Genomic DNA, 19,374 nt, shown 5'->3' with positions numbered 1-19,374 from the left:
CACATAATAAGAAGAAAGGAGCTACCATGCCGTTGCCGAATACTACCCTCAACCGGGCCGCCGAGGCCGTCCCGCCTCACGTCTGGTTCGGGGTGAGCGCCATCTTCCACTATCTCGGCCCCTCCTTCGCCGTGCTGCTCTTTCCAGCTGTCGGCGTGCTCGGCGTGGCCTGGTTCCGGATCGCAACGGCGGCCATCTTCTTCGCGCCTCTTACCCGGCCATGGCGAACGATTCGACAGGCCGATCCCCGGACGCGGCTGCTGCTGTTGGGGCTCGGCGCTTGCCTGGCGATTATGAACACCTCGTTCTATCTCGCCCTCGAACGCCTACCGATGAGCCTGGTGGCGGCCATGGAATTCGTCGGCACCATCGCCGTTGCTCTCTACGGCCTACGCACACGCCGCAACCTGCTGGCACTCGGCCTGGCGGTGATCGGCGTCTTCGTGTTGATCGACCTAAAATGGACGACCGACCCATTGGGGCTTTTCTGGGCCAGTCTGAACGGGGCACTCTTCGTCGGCTACCTGATACTCGGGCACAAGGCGGCCAGAGACGGTGCCAGTGGTGGCGTCGAGCGACTCGGCGCCGCCATGGCGATCGCTTTCGTCATCCTCGTTCCCATCGGCATTGCCGAGGCTGTCAGGGCCTTCGGTGCGATCGAGTTGGTGCTGGCGGGCATCGCCGTCGGCATATGCTCCTCCGTCATTCCCTACGTCTCCGACCAGCTCGCCATGTCCCGCCTGCCGCGGGCTACCTTTGCCCTCTACCTGGCCATCCTTCCGGCGACCGCTACTCTCATCGCCGCGATCATGCTCGCCCAAATCCCGACACGCCAGGATATGCTCGGCATTGCGCTGGTCATGGCTGGTGTTGCACTACACACACCCGCTAGAGCCCCGTAATTATTGCCGTCGGTTCGGACCAGCCGCGGCTAGCCATAACGCCGCCGCACATGGTCGCGATAGCCGCCTGGCGTCAGGCCAGTGACGGCCTTGAAGTCGTGGATGAAGTGCGACTGGTCGAAGTAGCCGGCGGTAAAGGCAGTATCGGTCAAGGAAGTGGCACTCCCGCCCAGCTTGATCAGCTCGCGGCTATGGGCGACACGCAGCAGCCGTGCATAGCGCTTGGGCGAAAACCCCACGTGGCGCTGAAACAGCCGCTCCAGACGGCGCTGGCCAAACGGCAATTCCTCCACCAGCGCAGCGATGCTGACCTGGCCTTGGTGTCGCTGCAACCAGCCAAGCGAGGACACCAGCCCCGGCGGCACCGGCTCCGCGTCACGCAGCCTGCCCAACAGATACTCCTCTAGCAGCGCCAAGCGCCCGGCCAGGCTGGGAGCCTGCCACAGACGCTCATGTAGCGTTTCGAGCTCAAGCCGGCGCAAGGCATCTCCCGGCGTCAGCTCCCCGCCGGCCAGGGCCGACAGTGCCTCACTAACGAAGGGAAATGCCATGCCCGGCAGGAAGCGTACACCGAGCAAGTCGAGCGTTTCCCCCACCGCCAGCCGCGCTGTGCGCCGCTTGGGGCCATCGACCCAACAGGCGCCACCCACTCGCTCACCATCGCGCTCGAGCATGCCACCGAAGTTGAACAGCAGGCCGGCGGCACCATCCGGATGTAGCAGTTCCACCCTCGCCGCTTCGCTACTGGCTTGCGCCCTGGCCTGCCAGAAACACTGCACGTAGGGACGCAGTGCCGCGCAAGGGTTGAACCGACGAAGCGTCAGGCCTGCAGCAGAGCGACCAGCAGGTCGAAAACCTACAATGCCACCGCTATCTGTCTGGCTAGAGTGGAACCCTTCTTTCACTCAGGAGACCTCCCAATGCGCATGAACTACTTCTCGGCCAGCCCCGAAGGCCTCAAGACGATGCTCAACCTGCAAGGCCATGTCCAGAAGGCCGCGGAAAGCGGCGAACTGGGCGACGGCCTGCTGGAGCTGGTCTATACCCGCGTTTCACAGCTCAACGGCTGTGCCTACTGCATCGACATGCACACCAAGGACGCGCGCAAGGCCGGTGAAACCGAGCAGCGGCTATACGCCCTTAGCGCCTGGCGCGAAACACCCTTTTACACCGAGCGCGAGCGCGCCGCTCTGGCCTGGGCCGAGGCCAATACCCTGATTGCCGGCAACGGCATCGACGAGGTCTTGTACGAGGCCACCCGCGAGCACTTCTCCGCGAAGAGCCTGACCGATCTGACCCTGGCGGTCTGCACCATCAATGCCTGGAACCGTCTGGCAATCAGCTTTGCCGCCGAGGCCGGCAGTTACCAGTCCTGATCGCCAAATGCCAAGCTTGCTTGACAAAAACCATAATGACAAACAAGCTTGGCATATGCACAATCACATTCGCGCGCTGCGCAAGGCGCGGCAGCTGACCCAGGCTGACCTTGCCGAGGCCATGGGTGTCTCGCGCAACACCATCAACTCCATCGAGGTTGGCCGCTACGTGCCCTCGCTGCCACTCGCCTTGCGCCTGGCGCGATTCTTCGGCAAGCCCGTCGAGGAGGTATTCGATGACACACCACCATGACACGCCAGCCCATGACAACCCCCTGCTCGTGCCGCTGGTCGGCGCGGGTCTTGGGGTTGCGATGTTCCTGACCGCCTGGTTGGCCGCGGATGCGCCCGGGGTCGGCCTGGCCATGTTCGCCATCATGCTGGGCTATGCCGCGCTGATGCGCTTCGGCCAGCGCTTCGAGTCGGTCCAGGTACTTAGCCAGGACCCACCGCTGGATGAGCGCCACGCCCTGATCCAGCTCCACGCCCTGCGTGCCGCCTACTGCGCCGTGCTCGGCGTGGCACTGCTCGGCTTCTTCTGGGAGATCGCGCGCGGTGCACCCGGCGCCTTCACCCTGATCGCTGCCGTCGGCGGCGCCACTCACCTGCTCGCCACCATGATCGTCAGGCGACGCCTATGAGCGGCAGCGTGTCACTCCTTCGGTCCTAAGAGCCCTCACCCCGCCAGGGCCTTGCGCAGCCCACCGAAGCGGCGCCGGTACTGAGCCGGGGTCAGGCCAACCTTACGCCGGAACAACCGGCCAAAAAACGCAGCGTCTTCGTAGCCCACCGCCTCGGCGATGGCATCCACCGGCGCCTTCTCGGTCTCAAGCATCTGCTTGGCCTCTTCCAGGCGCAGGGTATGCACGTACTCCATGGGCGTCAGGCCGGTGGCCTTCCTGAAACGACGGTGAAAGCTGCGTTCGCTGAGCCCCGATACCTCGATCAAGGCGGCCACGGGCGACGGCTCGTCGTAGTGTTCGGCGATCCACGTCTGGCAGCGCGCGATGACGGCATCCTCGGCCTGCCGGGTGCGCGCAAGCATGGCGAAGGGAAGCTGGCCGGCCGCATGCCAATCGATCAGGAACAGCTTGGCGAGATGCATCGCCTCGTCGACGCCGGCTAGGCGCGCGACGAGATACAGCGCCAGGTCGCTCCAGGAGGTGCCGCCCCCCGCCATGACCAGGCGACTCCCGGTGCCGCCGATCACCAGGGCTCGATGCGGATGCACCCGTACGTCCGGATAGCGACCCAGCACATCGCAGTAGGCCCAGTGCGTGGTGGCATCCTCGCCCCGCAGCAGCCCTGACTCGGCCAGCAACAGGGCGCCGGAACAGGCAGTCGCCAGGATGGCGCCAGCGGCATGGCAGCGCTTGAGCCATTCGACCTCCTCGCTATAGCGCCCCTCGAGCACCGCGTCAGGCGGCAGCATGATCTCGGGAATGCACACCACATCGGGCACCCAATCCAGCCCGGCATCGGGAACGATGCGCACACCGTTGGCGATAACCATCTCGTGGGGGCCAGCACGAGCGGCCACCTGCGGCACGAACAATGGCTCACCGGTCTTACCCTCGATCAGGGCGGGCCAGTCGCGCCCTGCGGCGGCGAAGACATCGTAGATCCCATAGAGGGTAGAAGCCGCCACTTCGGGAATCGCCAGCAAGGCGATGGTGGGTTTCTGCATCGACATGGCGGAAACCGCCGGTTTTTGTCCGTAGGGACTTCAGTGTAGCCCAGCCGGGAGCGCCAGAATGGACGCGTCAATGACACAACAAGACCTATGGAGAAACGCCATGACTGCCCAAGCCCAACCCTCCGTTCCCGCCAATTTCGACGCCTCCCGCGCCGCCGACTTCGAGAACCGCTTCGTGCGTGCGCTCAACGAAGGCGCCATGCTGCAGCTGATCTCGCTGGCCCACCGCAGCGGCCTGCTCGACCACCTGGCCAACGGCGAGCCAGTGACCAGCAGCGAACTTGCCGCCAAGGCCAAGCTCGATGAGCGCTACGTGCGCGAGTGGCTGGGTGGCGCGACGGTCGCCGCCCTGGTCGAGCACGACCCACGGGCCATGACCTATCGCCTTCCCCCCGAACATGCCACGCTGCTGACCGACGGCGGCGAGGCCAACCTCGCCGTGTTCTCCCAGTACCTGCCGCTGATGGGCCAAGTGGAGGACGACGTGCTGGAATGCTTCCGCCACGGTGGCGGCGTGCCGTACTCGCGCTATGCCCGTTTCCATGAGGTCATGGCCGAGGATAGCGGCCAGACCGTGCTGCCCGTGCTGTTGGATGCCATCCTGCCGCTGGCAGCAGAGCTGCCGGACAGGCTGGCGCAGGGCATCGACGTACTCGACCTGGGCTGCGGCCGCGGCCTGGCGCTGATGAAGCTCGCCGAACGCTTCCCCAACAGCCGCTTTACCGGCTACGACCTATCTGCAGAGGCCATCGGCTGGGCGACGCAGCGTGCCGCTCGCCTGGGCCTGGCCAACCTGCGCTTCGAGGAGCGCGACCTCAGCGACTTCGACCGCACGGCGCCGGCACAGCGCTACGACCTGGTTACCACCTTCGATGCCATCCATGACCAGGCCCACCCGCTGAACCTGCTCAAGGGTATCCGCCGCACCCTGCGCGAGGATGGCGTCTACCTGGCCCAGGATATCCACTCCTCGAGCCACCACCACGGCGACCGCGACCACCCCATGGGCACGTTGCTCTACACCCTGTCGATCATGCACTGCATGAGCGTCTCGCTCGCCCAGGGCGGCGAAGGGCTGGGAACGATGTGGGGCCGGGAGAAGGCACGGGAGTATTTCGGTAAGGCCGGCTTCGGCAACATCGAGGTGCACCAGTTGCCCCACGACATCCAGAACGACTACTGGGTGCTCAGGCCTTGAGCCGTTCGCCGACAACAAGGCCCTGCTTGGCGCTGCGGCCCCGGCTCAATGCTCCATGCTCACTGCCTGCCCGGTGACAACAATGCCGCCCGAGAGCGGAATGTCCACCTGCAGGCGGCTGGGCCGGCCCATCGCCTCGCCCTGCCGGATCGTCAACTGAGCCGGAGCCTGGAGCAGGCCGGCGTCACGAAGGTAGCCACCCAGCGCCGCGGCCGCCGCGCCGGTGGCGGGGTCTTCCACCACACCGCCCACCGGGAACGGGTCACGGGCGTGGAAGTACCCTTCGCGCTCGCGCCATACCAGCTGCAGCGTGGTCAGGTTCTCGCGCAGCATCAGCGCCTTGAGCTGCTCGAAATCATACTCGAGCCGTTCGAGGCGCTGCTGCGTCTTGCATGCCAGCACCAAGTGCCAGGCCCCGGCATAGGCCCGTGCCGGCGGAATCTCGGGATCGAGTTCATCCGCCTGCCAGCCAAGCAGCTCACGCACCTCCTCGACCAGCTCCGGTTCGGCGGGGCGATACTCCGGCGCAACCGACACCAGCGATGCCTGCCACTCCCCCGCCACATCGCGGACCGTGACGCTCACCTCGCCCACCGCCGTCTCCAGCAGATAGGAGCCCGCCCCGCTCAGCTGCCCCACCAGCACGCCGCTGGCTACTGTGGCATGACCGCAGAAACTCACCTCCGCCTCGGGACTGTAGTAGCGAGCCGTGCGACGCTCACCCTTGGCCGGGGCAATGAAGGCGGTTTCGGAATAGCCTACTTCGGCGGCGATGCGCTGCATCTGCGCCGGCTCGGGCAGCGCCTCGCCCAACCACACCCCCGCAGGGTTGCCACCGTTCGGATCGTCGGTGAAGGCCGCAAGGCGATATAGGATACCACTCATTGGGAAGCTCCTCGGGTGTAGATGGTGCCTTAACAGTGTGAGACGAAGGAAAGGATAGAGCAGGCAGGACGATAGCGAAGCGACTATGTTTAAGCATTTCGTAGCCCTGCACTAACCACGCACAACAACACATCCCCGAGGCGCCACATGCAAGTCAAACGCATCATGTCCAACTCGGCCACATCGGATCTCGACAAGGCTGCTACCTTCTATGGTGACATCCTGGGTCTCGATCTGCTCATGGATCACGGCTGGTTTCGAACCTACGGCTCGGACGCCAAAATGACCGTTCAGGTGAGCTTCGGTACCGAAGGCGGCTCCGGTACACCGGTGCCCGATCTCTCCATCGAAGTCGACGATATCGAAACGGCACAGGCACGCTTCGAGAAGGCCAGCATACCCATCGAATACGGGCCGGTAAGCGAGCCCTGGGGCGTGCGAAGGTTCTACGTTCGAGACCCGTTCGGCAAGCTCATCAATATCCTGCAGCATGAGTGAGCCATTTGCTCTGAACATTCTCCGTGCAGATTGGGAGGGAGCCATGGACGAAGACCTGGACAAGATGACCCGCGAACAATTGATCGCAGAAGCCAAGCGGCTACGCCAAGGCATTCGTGAGCACCGAGACTGCAGCGGGCACGATCTGTGCTGGCACCACCCAGCCCTCTGGGCATTGCTGCCCGACAAGAGCGACCCGGTTCCCGTGGTACCTGAATGGCCGGAATTCATCCGTGGCTGCATCAAGTACCGGCAGTCACTCGATGAACAGATGCCAAGCGCCCCGCGTACCGATGAGCCGTATGATGAATAGCCCTACTGCCCAACTGGACCGTCAATTAGGCCGACGCCTCGACTAGCGACTCAACCCGCCTCAGCAATGCCGCCTCCTGTTGCGGCGCAAGCACCAGGCCGAAGCGCTCACGCAGTATCTGGGGCAGCGCCTCGGCATCTAGCCGCTGCAATTCAGGCGCCTTGCCGGGACGGAAGACCTTCAGCTCCAGATCGGTCAACGCCAGGCGCTCCTCCGCGCCGTTGTGCTGGGCCACAATGCGTCGCACGAAGGGCGAGTCCGGATGATGGGAGACGAGGTAGTTTTGCTCCGCATAGTCGGCACGGTAGTAAGGCTCGTCGCTGAACTGGTAGAGATTGAACCAGCCGTCGTGGCGGTGATGGCGCAGCAGCCAGTACCCCAGCGATGAGCGCTCCAACAGGTACTCCCAGCGGCCATGGCGTGCCTCGACGCCCTCCTCGAGACGGATCGGCTCGCGCGGCCCAACGTTGCCGACCCCGACATCGACCAGCCACTGACGCCCCGCCACGGTCACGTTGAGAATGGTGTGACCGAGCGGAGTCACCTTGGCCGCATCATCGCCCATCAGCATCCGCGCGCTGCGCCCCGCGACGACGAAGCCGAGCCGGTCAAGCACCGTGGCAAACAGGGTGTTCTGCTCGTGGCAGTAGCCACCCCGCCGCCGCCTCACCAGCTTGTCCTGCAGGCTCTCCAGATCGAGGCGGATCTCACCGCCGGTGACGATCTCGAGATTTTCGAAAGGCACCGCCGCGAGATGCGCACGCTGCAGCTCGCGCAGCGTACTCAATGTCGGCGCGAGTGGTCCGCGATAATCGATGCGCGCCAGGTAGGCGTCGAGGTCGAGCGGCGATGTCTCCCACTGGGCCGTATCGTCAAGAGCGGATCGAGGCAGCGTAGCGGTCATGTTTGAAGACTCCCTATCCCAGCGGCACGCCGCCGCTGATGGTTTTGCCATGCCGGCACATGAGGGCCGGCCCACTCTTCGGAGCCTAATAGCTGAAGTTAAGTTGAGATCAATGAAACCGCAGACTATCGCTGCCATAGCGACTGCCAATGCCTGGCTTTCATCCTACATCACACCACCGAGGAGGCAGCGGTTGCTTACCTGCCTCCTCGATGGATGAGCGCCACTCAGCCAAAGCGACTAGGCGTGTCGACTACGGCTCACCCAGCGGCTCGAGTGGCTGCCAATCGGAGCGATCGGCCAGAAATTCCGGTCTCGGCCGGTTGCCGCAGTACGGTTCGTGGAGCGTGTTCTCGACACTGTTATAGACGAAGAACAGGTTGCTCCTCGGCCAACAAGACATATTGATATTCGAGCCATGCAGGGTATTGCACTCGAAGATGATCAGCGACCCGGCAGGCCCTTTGGGCGCTTCGATGTCGTTCTCCAGCATCAGTTCTCGCAGGCTGCTGGCGGGCGGCACTCCGACCTCCTGGCTCTTGAGCGACTCCTTGTAGTTGTTCTCCGGCGTGCGCCCCACGCAGGGCACGAAGTAGCGGTGCGAACCGGGGATCAGCATCAGCGGCCCGTTGAACTCACCGTTATCGGTCAACACGATGGAGCAGCTCAGCGCACGCATGCGGGGCATGCCATCTTCGCTGTGCCAGGTCTCGAAATCCGAGTGCCAGTCGAAGCCCTTGCCCTTGAAGCCGGGCTTGTAATTGATCCGCGACTGGTGGATGTAGACATCGCTGCCCAGCAGTTGCTTGACGATCGCCAGCAGGCGGGGGTCACGCGTCAGGCGGTTGAAGCGCTCGGACACCTGATGGATGCCGAACACCGTGCGAATTTCCTCGCGGCCAGGTTCGAGAACGGTGCCCTCGGAGAGCTTCAGGTCGGCATCGTCTTCGTAGCCCCGCAGCTCATCGATAAAGGCCTGCATATCGTCGGGGTCGAAGAAGCCGTCGAACGACAGAAAGCCGTCGCGCTCATACGCCTCGATTTGCGACTTGTCCAACGGCCCATTGGCGAGCTGTGCTTCATCACCGTACACCACTGGGTCGATGCGCTCGAACATGCCCAACTTGCGTTCCAGGCGGGTGGGAAAGAGATCTTGCGAGTCTCTCATGGCAAACTCCTCCATTAGTCTGCATTTAGCCGGTGCGTCACTGCACCCACCCCCAACGTAGCCGCCATCCTGCTCCCCAGCAATGCCCGGCAGGTGCACCTTACCCAAGTACTCGGTCGCTCGCCATGCCATGGGCAATGCGTGTCGCCGACATTGACCAAGGCAACATGCAAGGCTCCTCAGTGGTGAGTTTCGCCAAAGGCACCCACCACATGCCCTGCCAAGGCGTCGCCGGCCTCGCTCAGGTCACTGCGCTTGACCAGCGCGATCTGGTAATCGCCCAGCGGCGGCAGCCGATCTTGCTCGATGCGCCGCAGCGGGGCGCGAATCAGGCTGCGCGGGTAGGGCGATACGACAAGGTCGGCGAGCATCGCCGCCTCCTGGCCCGCCGAGTGCTCACAGGTATAGGCGATGCGGTAGCCGATGCCGGCCCGGTCGAGGGCGTCCAGCGCCATACTGCGCCAGGCGCAGCCTTGGTGGGCCAGCGCCACCGGCAATGGTGAGCGCTGCACGGCCACGCCCCCCTCGCGGCCCACCCATACCAGCGGCTCGCTATGCACGATCTCGCCGCGTAGCTCCTGGCCTGGATTGCCAGCGGTGATCAGTATCAAGTCCAGTTCGCCGTCATCCAGGCGCTGCAGCATGCTGGCGCTATTGCCCACCACCACATCGACATGCACCGCCGGATGCGAGCGGGCGAACTGGGCCAGCACCCCGGGGAGGATGCGCGTGCCGACATCGTCGGTGGTGCCGAACCCCACCCGCCCCTCCAGCGCAGGCGCCAGAAACTGTGTCACCGCCTCCTCGTTGAGCTTGAGCAGCCGCCGGCCGTAACCCAGCAGCATCTCGCCCTCGGGGGTGAGCCGCACCTGGCGGGCTTCGCGCACGAACAGCGGCTGGCCCAGGGTCTCCTCGAGGCGCTTGATCTGCATGCTGAGCGCAGACGGTGTACGGAAGACCTGCTGAGCGGCGCGCGTAAAGCTGCCGCTCTCGGCAATTGTCACGAAGGTCCGCAGCACATCGCTATCCAGCAGGGGCAAGGCACGATGGCCGGAGGGTGAAAGCATCTGTGTCATGGCCACACCTTTCAATTTTCCTTAACTGAAACTGTAGTCCTTTTCGTTTGTTTGATCAAAGAGCCCGAGCCATGCTTCCACCCAGAGGTCGCGACCCTCCACTCACAACCACAGAGACACCGCAGCCGCCGCTAACGGCTGCCTGCATGGAGGTGCGAGATGACCCAGTACCAGCCCATTCATCGTCCAACGCCAACTGACGACAAAGCGCCCACACCGCCGCCCCGGCTGGCGCTGTATATGCCGGCCACGCCACCGCTCGGACTCATCTATGCGCTCGAGCTCTGGTGGTGGCGATACCGCCGGCGCCGCCAGTTCCGGCAGCGTTTCCTGCCACTGCTGGCCCATGACGACCATATCCTCGAGGACATGGGGCACCAACGTGACGATATCCTGTGGGCATCGCGCCTGCCGCTGAAAGAGGATGCGCACCAGGCCCTCACGGAGCGACGGGCGCGGTACAAGCGCTAGCGGCACGTCCAGTTGGCGGCCGAGAGTCGAGGTCGGCCGCTCAATCCAGTATCGCCGCCTGATCATAGTCCTGAACGGCACGGCCCTGGCGCAGCGTTTTGGCCCACCAGGCAAGCCGTGCCAACAGGGTCTGCATACCCCGCTGGAAGCGTTGTGCCTGCAGCGGCTGGCCGCGCTCGTCAAACTGCTCCCAGGCGTTGGGAAACATCACGCCGTCGCGAATGCCCACGGCGTGCAGTTCGGCAAACACATGGCGCAGGTGCTCGACCGCCCGCACGCCGCCCGCAGCGCCGCCATAGGAGACGAAGGCCACCGGCTTGGCCTGCCACTGCGATTTATAGGCGTCGATCAGCGCCTTGAGCGCCGCGGGGAAGGAGTGGTTGTACTCTGGGGTGACCACGATGAAAGCATCCGCCTCGTCGAGACGCCTGGCAAATGCCGAGGCGGGTTCGGCGGCAGGGTCGATCACCAGCGGCGAGAACGCCTCGTGTTGCTGAATCTGGTCCAAGGCCCACTGCCCGACGGTAGCGCAGAAACGTCCTTCCCTGACGCTGCCATAGATCACCGCCACTCTGATTGTCTTGCTCATCGCACTGTCTCCTGCTGATTGATGGGTGCGATGAACGATACGACCTCAAGCTTAGTTTAGGTCAAAGGAGAAAGGCTCGATGGCTCCGATAGCGCTTGGTTATCGATACGGACCGATCACGCCCATCCCTACTTGTCGTACGACTCTCCCTCCAGCCCATCGAGCAGCTTGCCGAGCAACTGGCCGAGCGCTGCCTGCTCTTCACGGCTCAACGCCGCCAGCATGTTCGCCTCGTTCGCCACATGCAGCGGGACGAGCCGGTTCATCAACGCCAGTCCATCGTCCGTCAACGACACCAGGGTGCCGCGACGGTCGTCGGGATTGGGATTACGCCTGATCAGCCCCGCCCGCTCCAGACGATCCAGCCGATTGGTCATGCCCCCGGACGAGACCATCAGGGCGCCGAACAGCTGGGTCGGCGTCAGTGCATAGGGCGCCCCGGCGCGGCGCAGGGTCGCCAGCACGTCGAACTCTCCCGGCTGCAGGTCATGCGCCTTGAAGAAGGCCTCGAGCTGGTTGCGGGTATGCAACTGGCTGGTCTTCAGGTAGCCGACCACCTCCATCGGCAGTAGGTCGAGGTCAGGCATCTCGCGCTGCCACTGGGTGATCGCCGATTTCACTCTGTTCATTGCCAACCACCTATCTTGGTACTAAGATACTTTGTCTCGATGACAAGATACTTTTTGAAGAGATACTTCATGTCGAGATTTAGGAGGAATGATGTCGAATGCACGACTGCCGCGCAAGGGTGCGGACCGAAACGGGCTCTACGCCCTGGGCTGCCTGCTGCTGGTGGGTACCTTCCTGGCGCTGTCGCTGGTAGTGGCCAAGCTGGCCGACGGTGCCGGGGCACCGCGGCTGACCTTCCTGATGGCCGCCATGACGGGTGCCGGCTTGGTGCTGAGCGCGATCGGAGCGATACAGCGTCAGACGATGAGGATCAATCTGCGCAGCCTGGAGTATGCCGCCGTGGCCGGCGCCTTGTTCGCCGTACCCAACGCCTTGGCCTTCCTGGCGATACGCCATGTCGGGGCCGGGTTCATCTCGCTCAGCTTCGCCTTCCCGATCCTGATCACCTGGGTGCTGGCCGTCTGGCTGAGCCTGGAGCGCTTGCGCGCCCTGCGCCTGCTGGGCGTGCTACTAGGGCTCTCCGGCGGGCTGGTGCTGGCCACGGCCAAGGCCGGTGGCGCAGGCGATGCCCAAGGCTGGGTGCTGCTGGTATTGGCCATGCCGCTACTGATCGCGCTGGGCAACATCTACCGCACCCTGCGTTGGCCGACAGGCACCTCGCCGGTGTTCCTGGCAGCCCTGATGATGTTCGGCGGCGCCACGACCCTGCTGCCCTTCGTACTGCTGTTCGAGCCCGGCGAGTACCAGGCACTGCTGACAAGCGGGGCCGCGATGCGGCTACTGCTGGTGGAAATCGCCGTATTCTCGGTGCTCTACCTCTTCTATTTCGTGCTGCAGAAACTCGCCGGCCCCGTCTATCTGAGCCAGATCGGCACGGTAGCGGCGCTAGTCGGCACGCTGATCGCGGTACTGGCGCTCGGCGAGGCGCCGCCCCCCAACCTGGGCCTGGCCGCGCTGCTGGTGGCACTGGGCACCCTGCTCTTCCATCGCGGCGCCCGCGCCGCATCCATATCGAGGGACGCAACGCCCACATGATGGCGTCACCCTCGCAATCCCCTACAAGGAGTAAGCCATGAACCTCATCGATGCCCTGAACTGGCGCTATGCCACCAAGCGCATGAACGGCAAGCAGGTGCCTCAGGCACAGCTCGACAGGATCCTCGAGGCAGTGCGCCTGGCGCCCTCCTCCTATGGCCTGCAGCCCTACTCCGTGCTGGTCATCGAGGACCGGGCGCTGCGCGAGCGGATCAGCCCGGTGGCCTTCGGCCAACCACAGATCACTGAGTCCTCGCACCTGCTGGTCTTCGCCGCCTGGGAACCCGTGGAGGAGGCCCACGTCGACGACTTGATCGAGCTCACCGCCGAGACCCGCGACCTCCCCGCCGAGGCGCTGACAGCATACGCGGGCGCCATCAAGGAGACCGTCAACGGCTTTGCCTCCGACCAGGACAAGTTTCAGTGGGCCGCCAAGCAAGCCTATCTCGCCCTGGGCACGGCTCTAGCCGCAGCTGCCATGGAAGGTATCGACGCCTCGCCCATGGAGGGCTTCGACCCGGCGGCGCTGGATGACCTGCTGGGGCTCAGGGAGCAGAACCTGCGCAGCGTCGCACTGATGGCGCTAGGCTATCGTGACAGCGAGGCCGACCGATACGCCGATCTTGCCAAGGTACGCTGGCCACGTGAGAAGCTGTTTATCCAGATGCCGCCGGCATAACGGCGGCTCATCCCAGACGTTCTATTGAACGCTCAGGGCTGGCCTCAATACTCAGGAGCATCACCGTAATGCATCAACACGACTACCACGTACAAGTCACCTGGACCGGCAACCAGGGCAGCGGTACCCGTGATTACCGCGCCTATTCGCGGGACCATGACATCGAGATCGCCGGCAAGGCCACTCTGCAGGGCTCGGCGGACCCCGCCTTCCTCGGCGATGCCGGGCGCCACAATCCCGAGGACATGTTGGTCGCCTCCCTCTCCGCCTGCCATATGCTGTGGTACCTACACCTGTGCGCCGAGGCCAGGATCGTCGTCGAGGACTATACCGACCAGGCTCAGGGCAGCATGGCCTTGACCAGCAGCGGCGGCGGTCATTTTACCCAGGTGACCTTGCGGCCGCGGGTCACTGTCAGCGGCGACAGCGATGCACAGCTCGCCGAGCGCCTGCATGAGCGCGCCCATGCACTCTGCTTTATCGCCAATTCGGTCAACTTCCCGGTGACATGTGAACCGCGCATCGTGCTGCAGTGAAAGGCGACTGATGCCGGCGTGTCGGAATGCTACGCTTTGGCCTTCCCGAAACCCTTAGCAAGGAAATTCGCATGAAATATCTCGGTGCCCACGTCAGTGCCGCCGGCGGACCGGATCAAGCCGTGCTGCGCGCGGTGGAGATCGGCGCCGATGCCTTCGCCCTGTTCACCAAGAACCAGCGCCAGTGGAAGGCCAAGCCGCTCACCGACGAAGCCATCGAGGCGTTCCGCAGCGCCTGCCGCGAACACGGCTTCGGGCCCGGGCAGATCCTTCCCCACGACAGCTACCTGATCAACCTCGGTCACCCGGATGCCGCCGGGCTCGACAAGTCCCGCGCCGCCTTCCTCGACGAGTTCCAGCGCTGCGAGCAGCTCGGCCTCTCGCTGCTTAACTTCCACCCCGGCAGCCACCTGAAGAAGATCAGCGAACGCGAATGCCTGACCCGCATCGCCGACTCGATCAACCATGTGCTGGCCGAGACCCGGGGCGTCACCGCAGTGATCGAGAACACCGCCGGCCAGGGCACCAACCTGGGCTGGCGCTTCGAGCACCTGGCCGAGATCATCGACCAGGTCGACGACAAGTCGCGGGTCGGGGTGTGCATCGATACCTGCCACGCGTTTGCTGCCGGCTACGACCTGCGCACGCCGGAGGCCTGCGCCGCTACCCTCGATGAGCTCGGCAAGGTGGTCGGCTTCGAGTACCTGCGCGGCATGCACTTGAACGACGCCAAGAGCGCCTTCGCCAGCCGCGTCGACCGCCACCACAGCCTGGGCCAGGGCAACATCGGCCTCGACGCCTTCACCACCATCATGCGCGACCCGCGCATCGACGGCATCCCCCTGGTGCTGGAAACCATCGAGCCGGCGATCTGGGCCGAGGAGATCGCCTGGCTGCGCGGCCAACAGCGCTGAGCCATCATCACACGGCCCCCTGCCGCATGGACTTCGACTCCTCCGCCGGCGGGGTACCCAGCCCTATCCTGCCGGACGGCCGGCTGCTCGCCCTACCGATCCCGGATGCGGCCTCGACGATTCGCTATGCGGATATCAGCTTCGACGGTGCGCCGCTAAGCCGGCTGGTCGAACCGCTCACCCGCGGCAAGATCACTGCGGAACATGGCGCCCACATCGACCCCGACCTGATCCCCGAGATGCTGCCGCGGGCGCCCGGCTGGCGACCGCTCTTCGGCCAGAGCGGCCAGGCCCAGGGGCATTTGCGCAACCACGGCGTCGGCCCAGGAGACCTGTTTCTATTCTTCGGCCTGTTTCGGCGCGTCGAACCCCACGCCGGCGGCTGGCGTTGGGTGCCTGGATCGAGGCCCCGCCATGTGATCTGGGGCTGGCTCCAGGTCGCCTCGGTCTTGCCGGTCGATCAAGCCAGAGGCGACCACCACGCCTGGGCGCACTATCACCCCCATTTTCAGCGCCAGGACGATCCCAACAACGTGCTCTATCTGGCACGTCCCCAGCTCGCTCTGCCGGAACTCGACGAGCCGCTGCCAGGTGTCGGCGCTTTCTCGCACGTCGCGCCGGAACGGCAGCTGACGGCCCCCCAGGCGACGCGGGTCTCCCAGTGGAGGCTACCGCGCTGGTGCTATCCGGAGCATGGCCGCACGCCGCTGAGCTACCATGCCAATCGCCAGCGTTGGCGCCAGCACACCGACCATACTGAGCTTGATGCCGTGGCCCGCGGCCAGGAGTTCGTGCTGGATGGCGACGAATATCCCGAGGCCCTTCCATGGGCAGCTGCACTGATGCAAGGCGGCCGGCCTGTTTAAATCAACGCCCGCGTATCTGCCTGGCCCCACGACGCTTGACCTCAAGTGAAGTCCAGGAGCTAGCCTCGCTAACGAACGAGCCGACAACCGGCTCGCCAATATGCGAGGAGACAGCAGATGCGCATCATGATCGTGGGAGCGAGCCAGGGGCTGGGGCGAGCCTTCATCGAAGGGCTGGGCGACAGTGGCGATAGTCTGATCGGCGTATCGCGCAGCGTGCCGACGAGGCTGCCCGAGCGTGCCGGCATCGAAATCGAGTGGATTGCCGCCGACCTGGCCTCGCCCGAGCCGGCGGCCGCCAAGGTGGCCGGGGCGATGGCAGGGGGCAAGCTGGATGTGCTGATCTATAACCTGGGGCTGTGGGAAAGCCGGGCCTTCGAGCCCGACTACCGCTTCCTGGCGGACAGCCCCGCGGAGATTCAGCACATGGTCACGGTCAACGTCAGCGGAGCCATCCTGCTGATCCAGGCGCTGCTTCCTGCGCTGCTTAACTCCGCCGCTCCACGCATCATCCTCACCGGCTCGACCTCCGCGCTACCCGGCCACGGCAGGCCGGAGGTCACCTTCAGCGCCACCAAGTTCGCCCTGCGCGGCATCGCCGAGGCGCTGCGCGAGGGCTTCCGCGACCAGGGCCTGGCGGTCACCTGCCTGCAGCTCGGCTATCTCAATACCGAAGACGACCTGGCCGTGCCCCTCGAGCGCGCAGCCCAACGCGACGAGGGCGAGTCCATTCCGCTTCATGACGTGGTCCATTTGGTTCGCACTTTGCTGGCGCTGTCGCCGAATGCCTACGTCAGGGAAGTGGTAATGCCGGCCATCGGCGATACGCGCTTCTAGAATATTAAACCATGTGGTTGACAAACTAGTACCCACCGACTATTTAAACCATATGGTTGAATTTAATGAGATGCACTTGGACCGGGTCTTCCACGCCCTGGCCGACCCCACCCGTCGCCGGCTTCTCGAGCGGTTGGCGGCCGGTGAGTGCAAGGTCGGCGAGCTGGCCGAGCCGTTCGACATCTCGCTGGCCGCCGTCTCCAAGCACGTGCGCGTACTGGAGCAGGCGGGGCTGGTGGAGCGGCGCGTCGAAGGACGCGCCCACTACTGCCGGCTGCAACCACAGCCGCTGGCGGCGGCGGAACAGTGGCTAAGCGTCTACGAAGGCTTCTGGAGCCAGCGCCTGAATGCGCTGGAAGCGGCGCTGAAGGCCGAACCCCATGACAAATTGTCGGATGAGGGGGAGTTGAAATGAGTAACACCGGCTACGGAGAGAAGATTGCCGAGGAGAGTATCCGCTTCGAGCGCCTGCTGCCGGGCCCCATCGAACGGGTCTGGGCCTTCCTCACCGAATCCGACAAGCGTGGCCAGTGGCTCGCCCCCGGCGCCATGCAAACGCGAGCAGGTAGCGCCTTCGCACTGCACTTCCACAATAGCCAACTGACGCCCGACAAGACGCCACCAAGAGAGCGGTTTCGCCGCTACGACGGCGGCTTCACGACGCAGCACCAGGTGCTGCGCTGCGAGCCACCCCACGTGCTTGCCTGGACCTGGGGCGGGGGCAAAGAAGCCCTATCGGAGGTGACCTTCGAGCTCAGCGAGATCGGCGACCAGGTACGCCTGGTGGTGACCCATCGTCGCCTCGCCGATGACGACACCATGGTCAACGTGGCCAGTGGCTGGCATACCCATCTCAGCGTGCTGGAAGGCGTGCTGCTGGGCCATGCCCCTGCCCCTTTCTGGCCCACCTTCGAGCGCCTAGAGGAGGAATACCGATGCCACATCATGTCGCCCCGCAGTTGATGTTCGAAGGCAATGCCGAGCAGGCCATGCGCTTCTACGTCTCGCTGTTCGACGATTCCGACATCGTCCGGCTCGATCGCTATGGCCCCGAAGGGCCTGGTAGAGAAGGCAGCATCATGCAGGCCGAATTCACCCTGGCCGGCCGGCGCTACACCTGTATCGACAGCCACATAGCACACCCCTTCAGCTTTACGCCTTCGATATCGCTATTCGTCGAGTGCGAAAGCCGTGAAGAGTTCGAGCGCCTTCGCGAGCAGCTCGGGGCGGATGGCGAGACGTTGATGCCAGCCGACGACTACGGCTTCAGCACTCGTTTTACCTGGCTCAACGACCGCTTCGGCGTGTCGTGGCAACTCAACCTGGCCTGAGAGGAAGAACACCATGGTACCCCTGGCCCTGCCCCCTATCGTCTCCGAAGAAGAATGGCGCAGCGCTCTGAACGAACAGATCGCCCGCGAAAAGGCTCATACCCGTGAGCGCGACCGCCTAAACGCTGCGAGACGCCGCCTGCCGATGGTCGAGGTGAGTGCCGACTACGTCTTCGAAGGGCCACAGGGCGAAGCCAGCCTGCTCGACCTGTTCGAGGGGCGCCGCCAACTGATCGTCTACCATTTCATGTTCGGCCCCGACTGGCAGGCCGGCTGCGACGGCTGCTCCTGGGTGGTGGACGCCATGACCCACCCCGCCCACCTGCACGCCCGCGACACCACCCTGGTGCTGGTCTCCCGCGCATCGAGGGAAAAGCTTCTACGCTATCAGGCACGCATGGGCTGGCAGCACCCGACGTGGGTCTCGTCGCTGAACGGCAGCTTCAACCAGGACATGGGCGTGACGAGCTGCAACTGTCATGCTCCCGACACCGACCGCGGCGAACGCCATGGCATCAGCGTCTTCCTGCGCGACGGCGAGCGTATCTACCGGACCTACTTCAGCGGCAAACGCGGCGTGGAGTACCTCGGCAGCCTGTGGTCCTACCTGGACCTGACGCCCTACGGTCGCCAGGAGACCTGGGAGGACTCACCGGCAGGCTGGCCGCAGACACCGCCCTACGTGTGGAACCGACGTCACGACGAATACGAGACATAGTCGAGCCGTTCGACAATGATGGAGTGAACGGCAATAAAGAGGAGGGACACGACCATGAAGACCATTGGCCTGCTCGGCGGTATGAGCTGGGAATCCACCGCCAGCTACTACCGCGCCCTCAACGAAGGCGTGAAAGCCACCCTGGGTGGGTTTCATTCGGCCAAGCTGTGCCTCTACAGCGTCGATTTCGCCGAGATTGAGCGGCTGCAGCACGCTGGCGACTGGGACGCCACCGCCGAGATCCTCAGCCAGGCCGCTCGCAGCGTGGAGGCCGGTGGTGCCGACTTCCTGCTGATCGGCACCAACACCATGCACAAGGTCGCAGCAGAGATCGAGGCCTCGATCTCCATTCCGCTACTGCATATCGCCGATGCCACGGCACGGCGCCTGGCCAATGACGGCATTCACCGTGTCGGCCTGCTCGGCACCCGCTTCACCATGGAGCAGGAATTCTACAAGGGGCGAATCGCCGAAAGCTTCGGCATTGAGGTGCTGGTACCCAACGAGGCCCAGCGCGACCTCATTCACGAGGTGATCTATACCGAGCTGTGCCTGGGCGAGGTGAAGGAAATGTCACGGCAGCGCTATCTGGAGATCATCGATTCGCTACATGAACGTGGCGCCGAGGCGGTAATCCTCGGCTGCACCGAGATTGCCCTGCTGGTGCAGCAGCCCCATACCGAGGTGCCGCTCTACGACACTACGGCCATTCACGCCGAGGAAGCGGTCAAATGGGCGCTCGAAGGTTGAAC

Annotated in this window: 27 protein-coding genes; 19 read left to right on the top strand and 8 right to left on the bottom strand. The window is 64.4% G+C overall.

Going from position 1 to position 19,374, the window contains the following annotated elements; genetic code table 11:
* The first annotated feature begins 26 nt into the window (after positions 1-26).
* The gene (locus CK498_RS16400; RefSeq protein WP_095621934.1) at positions 27-902 is read left to right on the top strand and encodes an EamA family transporter; all 876 of its coding nucleotides are present in this window, start codon (positions 27-29) and stop codon (positions 900-902) included.
* Between the two features lie 29 nt (positions 903-931).
* Here CK498_RS16400 and CK498_RS16395 read toward each other — a convergent pair whose 3' ends face one another.
* Complete coding sequence (locus CK498_RS16395; protein ID WP_324615548.1) at positions 932-1,807, bottom strand: AraC family transcriptional regulator; 876 nt, start codon at positions 1,805-1,807, stop codon at positions 932-934.
* Between the two features lie 15 nt (positions 1,808-1,822).
* Here CK498_RS16395 and CK498_RS16390 point away from each other — a divergent pair, with 15 nt between their 5' ends.
* Genes CK498_RS16390 through CK498_RS16380 form a run of 3 tightly spaced genes read left to right on the top strand, consistent with a single transcriptional unit; the run spans position 1,823 to position 2,919 of the window.
* A complete protein-coding gene (locus CK498_RS16390; protein ID WP_095621932.1) occupies positions 1,823-2,278 on the top strand; it encodes a carboxymuconolactone decarboxylase family protein in 456 nt (151 codons plus the stop codon).
* Positions 2,279-2,333: 55 nt separating this feature from the next.
* The gene (locus tag CK498_RS16385) at positions 2,334-2,531 is read left to right on the top strand and encodes a helix-turn-helix transcriptional regulator (RefSeq protein ID WP_095621931.1); all 198 of its coding nucleotides are present in this window, start codon (positions 2,334-2,336) and stop codon (positions 2,529-2,531) included.
* A complete protein-coding gene (locus CK498_RS16380) occupies positions 2,515-2,919 on the top strand; it encodes a hypothetical protein (protein WP_095621930.1) in 405 nt (134 codons plus the stop codon). Before CK498_RS16385 ends, CK498_RS16380 begins: the two co-directional genes overlap by 17 nt.
* Before the next feature lie 35 nt (positions 2,920-2,954).
* Here CK498_RS16380 and CK498_RS16375 read toward each other — a convergent pair whose 3' ends face one another.
* Positions 2,955-3,971 (bottom strand): GlxA family transcriptional regulator, encoded by a 1,017-nt coding sequence (locus CK498_RS16375; protein WP_176475815.1) that lies wholly within the window; start codon positions 3,969-3,971, stop codon positions 2,955-2,957.
* A gap of 103 nt (positions 3,972-4,074) precedes the next feature.
* Here CK498_RS16375 and CK498_RS16370 point away from each other — a divergent pair, with 103 nt between their 5' ends.
* Positions 4,075-5,172, top strand: a complete 1,098-nt coding sequence (locus CK498_RS16370; protein ID WP_095621929.1) for a methyltransferase domain-containing protein — start codon at positions 4,075-4,077, stop codon at positions 5,170-5,172.
* A gap of 45 nt (positions 5,173-5,217) precedes the next feature.
* Here the strand turns inward: CK498_RS16370 and CK498_RS16365 are convergent, their stop codons facing one another.
* The gene (locus tag CK498_RS16365; protein ID WP_095621928.1) at positions 5,218-6,057 is read right to left on the bottom strand and encodes a PhzF family phenazine biosynthesis protein; all 840 of its coding nucleotides are present in this window, start codon (positions 6,055-6,057) and stop codon (positions 5,218-5,220) included.
* A gap of 147 nt (positions 6,058-6,204) precedes the next feature.
* Here CK498_RS16365 and CK498_RS16360 point away from each other — a divergent pair, with 147 nt between their 5' ends.
* Both CK498_RS16360 and CK498_RS16355 read left to right on the top strand, forming a co-directional pair.
* Positions 6,205-6,555, top strand: coding sequence for a VOC family protein (locus CK498_RS16360; RefSeq protein ID WP_095621927.1), 351 nt, complete (start codon positions 6,205-6,207; stop codon positions 6,553-6,555).
* Positions 6,556-6,598: 43 nt separating this feature from the next.
* Positions 6,599-6,868: a hypothetical protein gene (locus CK498_RS16355; RefSeq protein WP_095621926.1), complete on the top strand. Its 270-nt coding sequence runs from the start codon at positions 6,599-6,601 to the stop codon at positions 6,866-6,868.
* A 25-nt stretch (positions 6,869-6,893) separates the two neighbouring features.
* Here CK498_RS16355 and CK498_RS16350 read toward each other — a convergent pair whose 3' ends face one another.
* The 3 genes from CK498_RS16350 to CK498_RS16340 all read right to left on the bottom strand — a co-directional run bounded on the left by CK498_RS16350 (position 6,894) and on the right by CK498_RS16340 (position 10,016).
* Positions 6,894-7,772, bottom strand: a complete 879-nt coding sequence (locus CK498_RS16350; RefSeq protein ID WP_095621925.1) for an arylamine N-acetyltransferase family protein — start codon at positions 7,770-7,772, stop codon at positions 6,894-6,896.
* Between the two features lie 253 nt (positions 7,773-8,025).
* Complete coding sequence (gene thpD / locus CK498_RS16345; RefSeq protein WP_095621924.1) at positions 8,026-8,940, bottom strand: ectoine hydroxylase; 915 nt, start codon at positions 8,938-8,940, stop codon at positions 8,026-8,028.
* A gap of 179 nt (positions 8,941-9,119) precedes the next feature.
* Positions 9,120-10,016, bottom strand: coding sequence for a LysR substrate-binding domain-containing protein (locus tag CK498_RS16340; protein WP_095621923.1), 897 nt, complete (start codon positions 10,014-10,016; stop codon positions 9,120-9,122).
* Positions 10,017-10,175: 159 nt separating this feature from the next.
* Here CK498_RS16340 and CK498_RS16335 point away from each other — a divergent pair, with 159 nt between their 5' ends.
* Positions 10,176-10,487 (top strand): hypothetical protein, encoded by a 312-nt coding sequence (locus tag CK498_RS16335; protein WP_095621922.1) that lies wholly within the window; start codon positions 10,176-10,178, stop codon positions 10,485-10,487.
* A 40-nt stretch (positions 10,488-10,527) separates the two neighbouring features.
* On the opposite strand, the gene CK498_RS16330 is transcribed toward CK498_RS16335, so the two are convergent.
* Together CK498_RS16330 and CK498_RS16325 are read right to left on the bottom strand one after the other, a co-directional pair.
* Positions 10,528-11,076: an NADPH-dependent FMN reductase gene (locus CK498_RS16330; RefSeq protein ID WP_095621921.1), complete on the bottom strand. Its 549-nt coding sequence runs from the start codon at positions 11,074-11,076 to the stop codon at positions 10,528-10,530.
* Between the two features lie 128 nt (positions 11,077-11,204).
* Complete coding sequence (locus CK498_RS16325; RefSeq protein WP_095621920.1) at positions 11,205-11,705, bottom strand: MarR family winged helix-turn-helix transcriptional regulator; 501 nt, start codon at positions 11,703-11,705, stop codon at positions 11,205-11,207.
* Between the two features lie 91 nt (positions 11,706-11,796).
* Between CK498_RS16325 and CK498_RS16320 the strand changes: the two genes are divergently transcribed.
* From CK498_RS16320 to CK498_RS16270, 11 genes are all read left to right on the top strand, one after another.
* The gene (locus CK498_RS16320; RefSeq protein WP_095621919.1) at positions 11,797-12,741 is read left to right on the top strand and encodes a DMT family transporter; all 945 of its coding nucleotides are present in this window, start codon (positions 11,797-11,799) and stop codon (positions 12,739-12,741) included.
* Between the two features lie 37 nt (positions 12,742-12,778).
* Positions 12,779-13,420 carry a nitroreductase family protein gene (locus CK498_RS16315; protein WP_095621918.1) on the top strand — a complete coding sequence of 214 codons (642 nt, stop codon included), beginning with the start codon at positions 12,779-12,781 and terminating at the stop codon, positions 13,418-13,420.
* 68 nt (positions 13,421-13,488) lie between these two features.
* Positions 13,489-13,956 (top strand): OsmC family protein, encoded by a 468-nt coding sequence (locus CK498_RS16310; protein WP_095621917.1) that lies wholly within the window; start codon positions 13,489-13,491, stop codon positions 13,954-13,956.
* Positions 13,957-14,027: 71 nt separating this feature from the next.
* Positions 14,028-14,870 (top strand): deoxyribonuclease IV, encoded by an 843-nt coding sequence (gene nfo / locus CK498_RS16305; RefSeq protein WP_095621916.1) that lies wholly within the window; start codon positions 14,028-14,030, stop codon positions 14,868-14,870.
* Between the two features lie 26 nt (positions 14,871-14,896).
* Positions 14,897-15,736 (top strand): Nmad3 family putative nucleotide modification protein, encoded by an 840-nt coding sequence (locus CK498_RS16300; protein WP_095621915.1) that lies wholly within the window; start codon positions 14,897-14,899, stop codon positions 15,734-15,736.
* A gap of 117 nt (positions 15,737-15,853) precedes the next feature.
* Positions 15,854-16,573: an SDR family NAD(P)-dependent oxidoreductase gene (locus tag CK498_RS16295; RefSeq protein WP_095621914.1), complete on the top strand. Its 720-nt coding sequence runs from the start codon at positions 15,854-15,856 to the stop codon at positions 16,571-16,573.
* Between the two features lie 76 nt (positions 16,574-16,649).
* Positions 16,650-16,988: an ArsR/SmtB family transcription factor gene (locus CK498_RS16290; protein WP_217987796.1), complete on the top strand. Its 339-nt coding sequence runs from the start codon at positions 16,650-16,652 to the stop codon at positions 16,986-16,988.
* The gene (locus tag CK498_RS16285; RefSeq protein ID WP_095621912.1) at positions 16,985-17,536 is read left to right on the top strand and encodes an SRPBCC family protein; all 552 of its coding nucleotides are present in this window, start codon (positions 16,985-16,987) and stop codon (positions 17,534-17,536) included. The genes CK498_RS16290 and CK498_RS16285 overlap by 4 nt, the downstream gene beginning before the upstream one ends.
* Positions 17,509-17,904: a VOC family protein gene (locus CK498_RS16280; RefSeq protein WP_095621911.1), complete on the top strand. Its 396-nt coding sequence runs from the start codon at positions 17,509-17,511 to the stop codon at positions 17,902-17,904. The genes CK498_RS16285 and CK498_RS16280 overlap by 28 nt, the downstream gene beginning before the upstream one ends.
* 13 nt (positions 17,905-17,917) lie before the next feature.
* Positions 17,918-18,622: a DUF899 domain-containing protein gene (locus tag CK498_RS16275; RefSeq protein WP_095621910.1), complete on the top strand. Its 705-nt coding sequence runs from the start codon at positions 17,918-17,920 to the stop codon at positions 18,620-18,622.
* A gap of 54 nt (positions 18,623-18,676) precedes the next feature.
* Positions 18,677-19,372 carry an aspartate/glutamate racemase family protein gene (locus CK498_RS16270; RefSeq protein WP_095621909.1) on the top strand — a complete coding sequence of 232 codons (696 nt, stop codon included), beginning with the start codon at positions 18,677-18,679 and terminating at the stop codon, positions 19,370-19,372.
* The last annotated feature ends 2 nt before the right edge of the window (positions 19,373-19,374 follow it).

The organism is Halomonas salipaludis (assembly GCF_002286975.1).
Lineage (GTDB): Bacteria > Pseudomonadota > Gammaproteobacteria > Pseudomonadales > Halomonadaceae > Franzmannia > Franzmannia salipaludis.
Note: the sequence above shows the minus strand (reverse complement) of the source record. Positions and strands in the feature narration are given on the sequence as shown.

Coding starts and splice junctions, on each gene's coding strand:
- CK498_RS16285 (WP_095621912.1), top strand. CDS start 16,985: ATGAGTAACACCGGCTACGGAGAGAAGATTGCCGAGGAGAGTATCCGC.
- CK498_RS16380 (WP_095621930.1), top strand. CDS start 2,515: ATGACACACCACCATGACACGCCAGCCCATGACAACCCCCTGCTCGTG.
- CK498_RS16385 (WP_095621931.1), top strand. CDS start 2,334: ATGCACAATCACATTCGCGCGCTGCGCAAGGCGCGGCAGCTGACCCAG.
- CK498_RS16270 (WP_095621909.1), top strand. CDS start 18,677: ATGAAGACCATTGGCCTGCTCGGCGGTATGAGCTGGGAATCCACCGCC.
- CK498_RS16355 (WP_095621926.1), top strand. CDS start 6,599: ATGGACGAAGACCTGGACAAGATGACCCGCGAACAATTGATCGCAGAA.
- CK498_RS16390 (WP_095621932.1), top strand. CDS start 1,823: ATGCGCATGAACTACTTCTCGGCCAGCCCCGAAGGCCTCAAGACGATG.
- CK498_RS16365 (WP_095621928.1), bottom strand. CDS start 6,057: ATGAGTGGTATCCTATATCGCCTTGCGGCCTTCACCGACGATCCGAAC.
- CK498_RS16375 (WP_176475815.1), bottom strand. CDS start 3,971: ATGTCGATGCAGAAACCCACCATCGCCTTGCTGGCGATTCCCGAAGTG.
- CK498_RS16330 (WP_095621921.1), bottom strand. CDS start 11,076: ATGAGCAAGACAATCAGAGTGGCGGTGATCTATGGCAGCGTCAGGGAA.
- CK498_RS16280 (WP_095621911.1), top strand. CDS start 17,509: ATGCCACATCATGTCGCCCCGCAGTTGATGTTCGAAGGCAATGCCGAG.
- CK498_RS16340 (WP_095621923.1), bottom strand. CDS start 10,016: ATGACACAGATGCTTTCACCCTCCGGCCATCGTGCCTTGCCCCTGCTG.
- CK498_RS16360 (WP_095621927.1), top strand. CDS start 6,205: ATGCAAGTCAAACGCATCATGTCCAACTCGGCCACATCGGATCTCGAC.
- thpD (WP_095621924.1), bottom strand. CDS start 8,940: ATGAGAGACTCGCAAGATCTCTTTCCCACCCGCCTGGAACGCAAGTTG.
- CK498_RS16370 (WP_095621929.1), top strand. CDS start 4,075: ATGACTGCCCAAGCCCAACCCTCCGTTCCCGCCAATTTCGACGCCTCC.
- CK498_RS16310 (WP_095621917.1), top strand. CDS start 13,489: ATGCATCAACACGACTACCACGTACAAGTCACCTGGACCGGCAACCAG.
- CK498_RS16350 (WP_095621925.1), bottom strand. CDS start 7,772: ATGACCGCTACGCTGCCTCGATCCGCTCTTGACGATACGGCCCAGTGG.
- CK498_RS16295 (WP_095621914.1), top strand. CDS start 15,854: ATGCGCATCATGATCGTGGGAGCGAGCCAGGGGCTGGGGCGAGCCTTC.
- CK498_RS16335 (WP_095621922.1), top strand. CDS start 10,176: ATGACCCAGTACCAGCCCATTCATCGTCCAACGCCAACTGACGACAAA.
- CK498_RS16300 (WP_095621915.1), top strand. CDS start 14,897: ATGGACTTCGACTCCTCCGCCGGCGGGGTACCCAGCCCTATCCTGCCG.
- CK498_RS16325 (WP_095621920.1), bottom strand. CDS start 11,705: ATGAACAGAGTGAAATCGGCGATCACCCAGTGGCAGCGCGAGATGCCT.
- CK498_RS16315 (WP_095621918.1), top strand. CDS start 12,779: ATGAACCTCATCGATGCCCTGAACTGGCGCTATGCCACCAAGCGCATG.
- CK498_RS16400 (WP_095621934.1), top strand. CDS start 27: ATGCCGTTGCCGAATACTACCCTCAACCGGGCCGCCGAGGCCGTCCCG.
- nfo (WP_095621916.1), top strand. CDS start 14,028: ATGAAATATCTCGGTGCCCACGTCAGTGCCGCCGGCGGACCGGATCAA.
- CK498_RS16275 (WP_095621910.1), top strand. CDS start 17,918: ATGGTACCCCTGGCCCTGCCCCCTATCGTCTCCGAAGAAGAATGGCGC.
- CK498_RS16320 (WP_095621919.1), top strand. CDS start 11,797: ATGTCGAATGCACGACTGCCGCGCAAGGGTGCGGACCGAAACGGGCTC.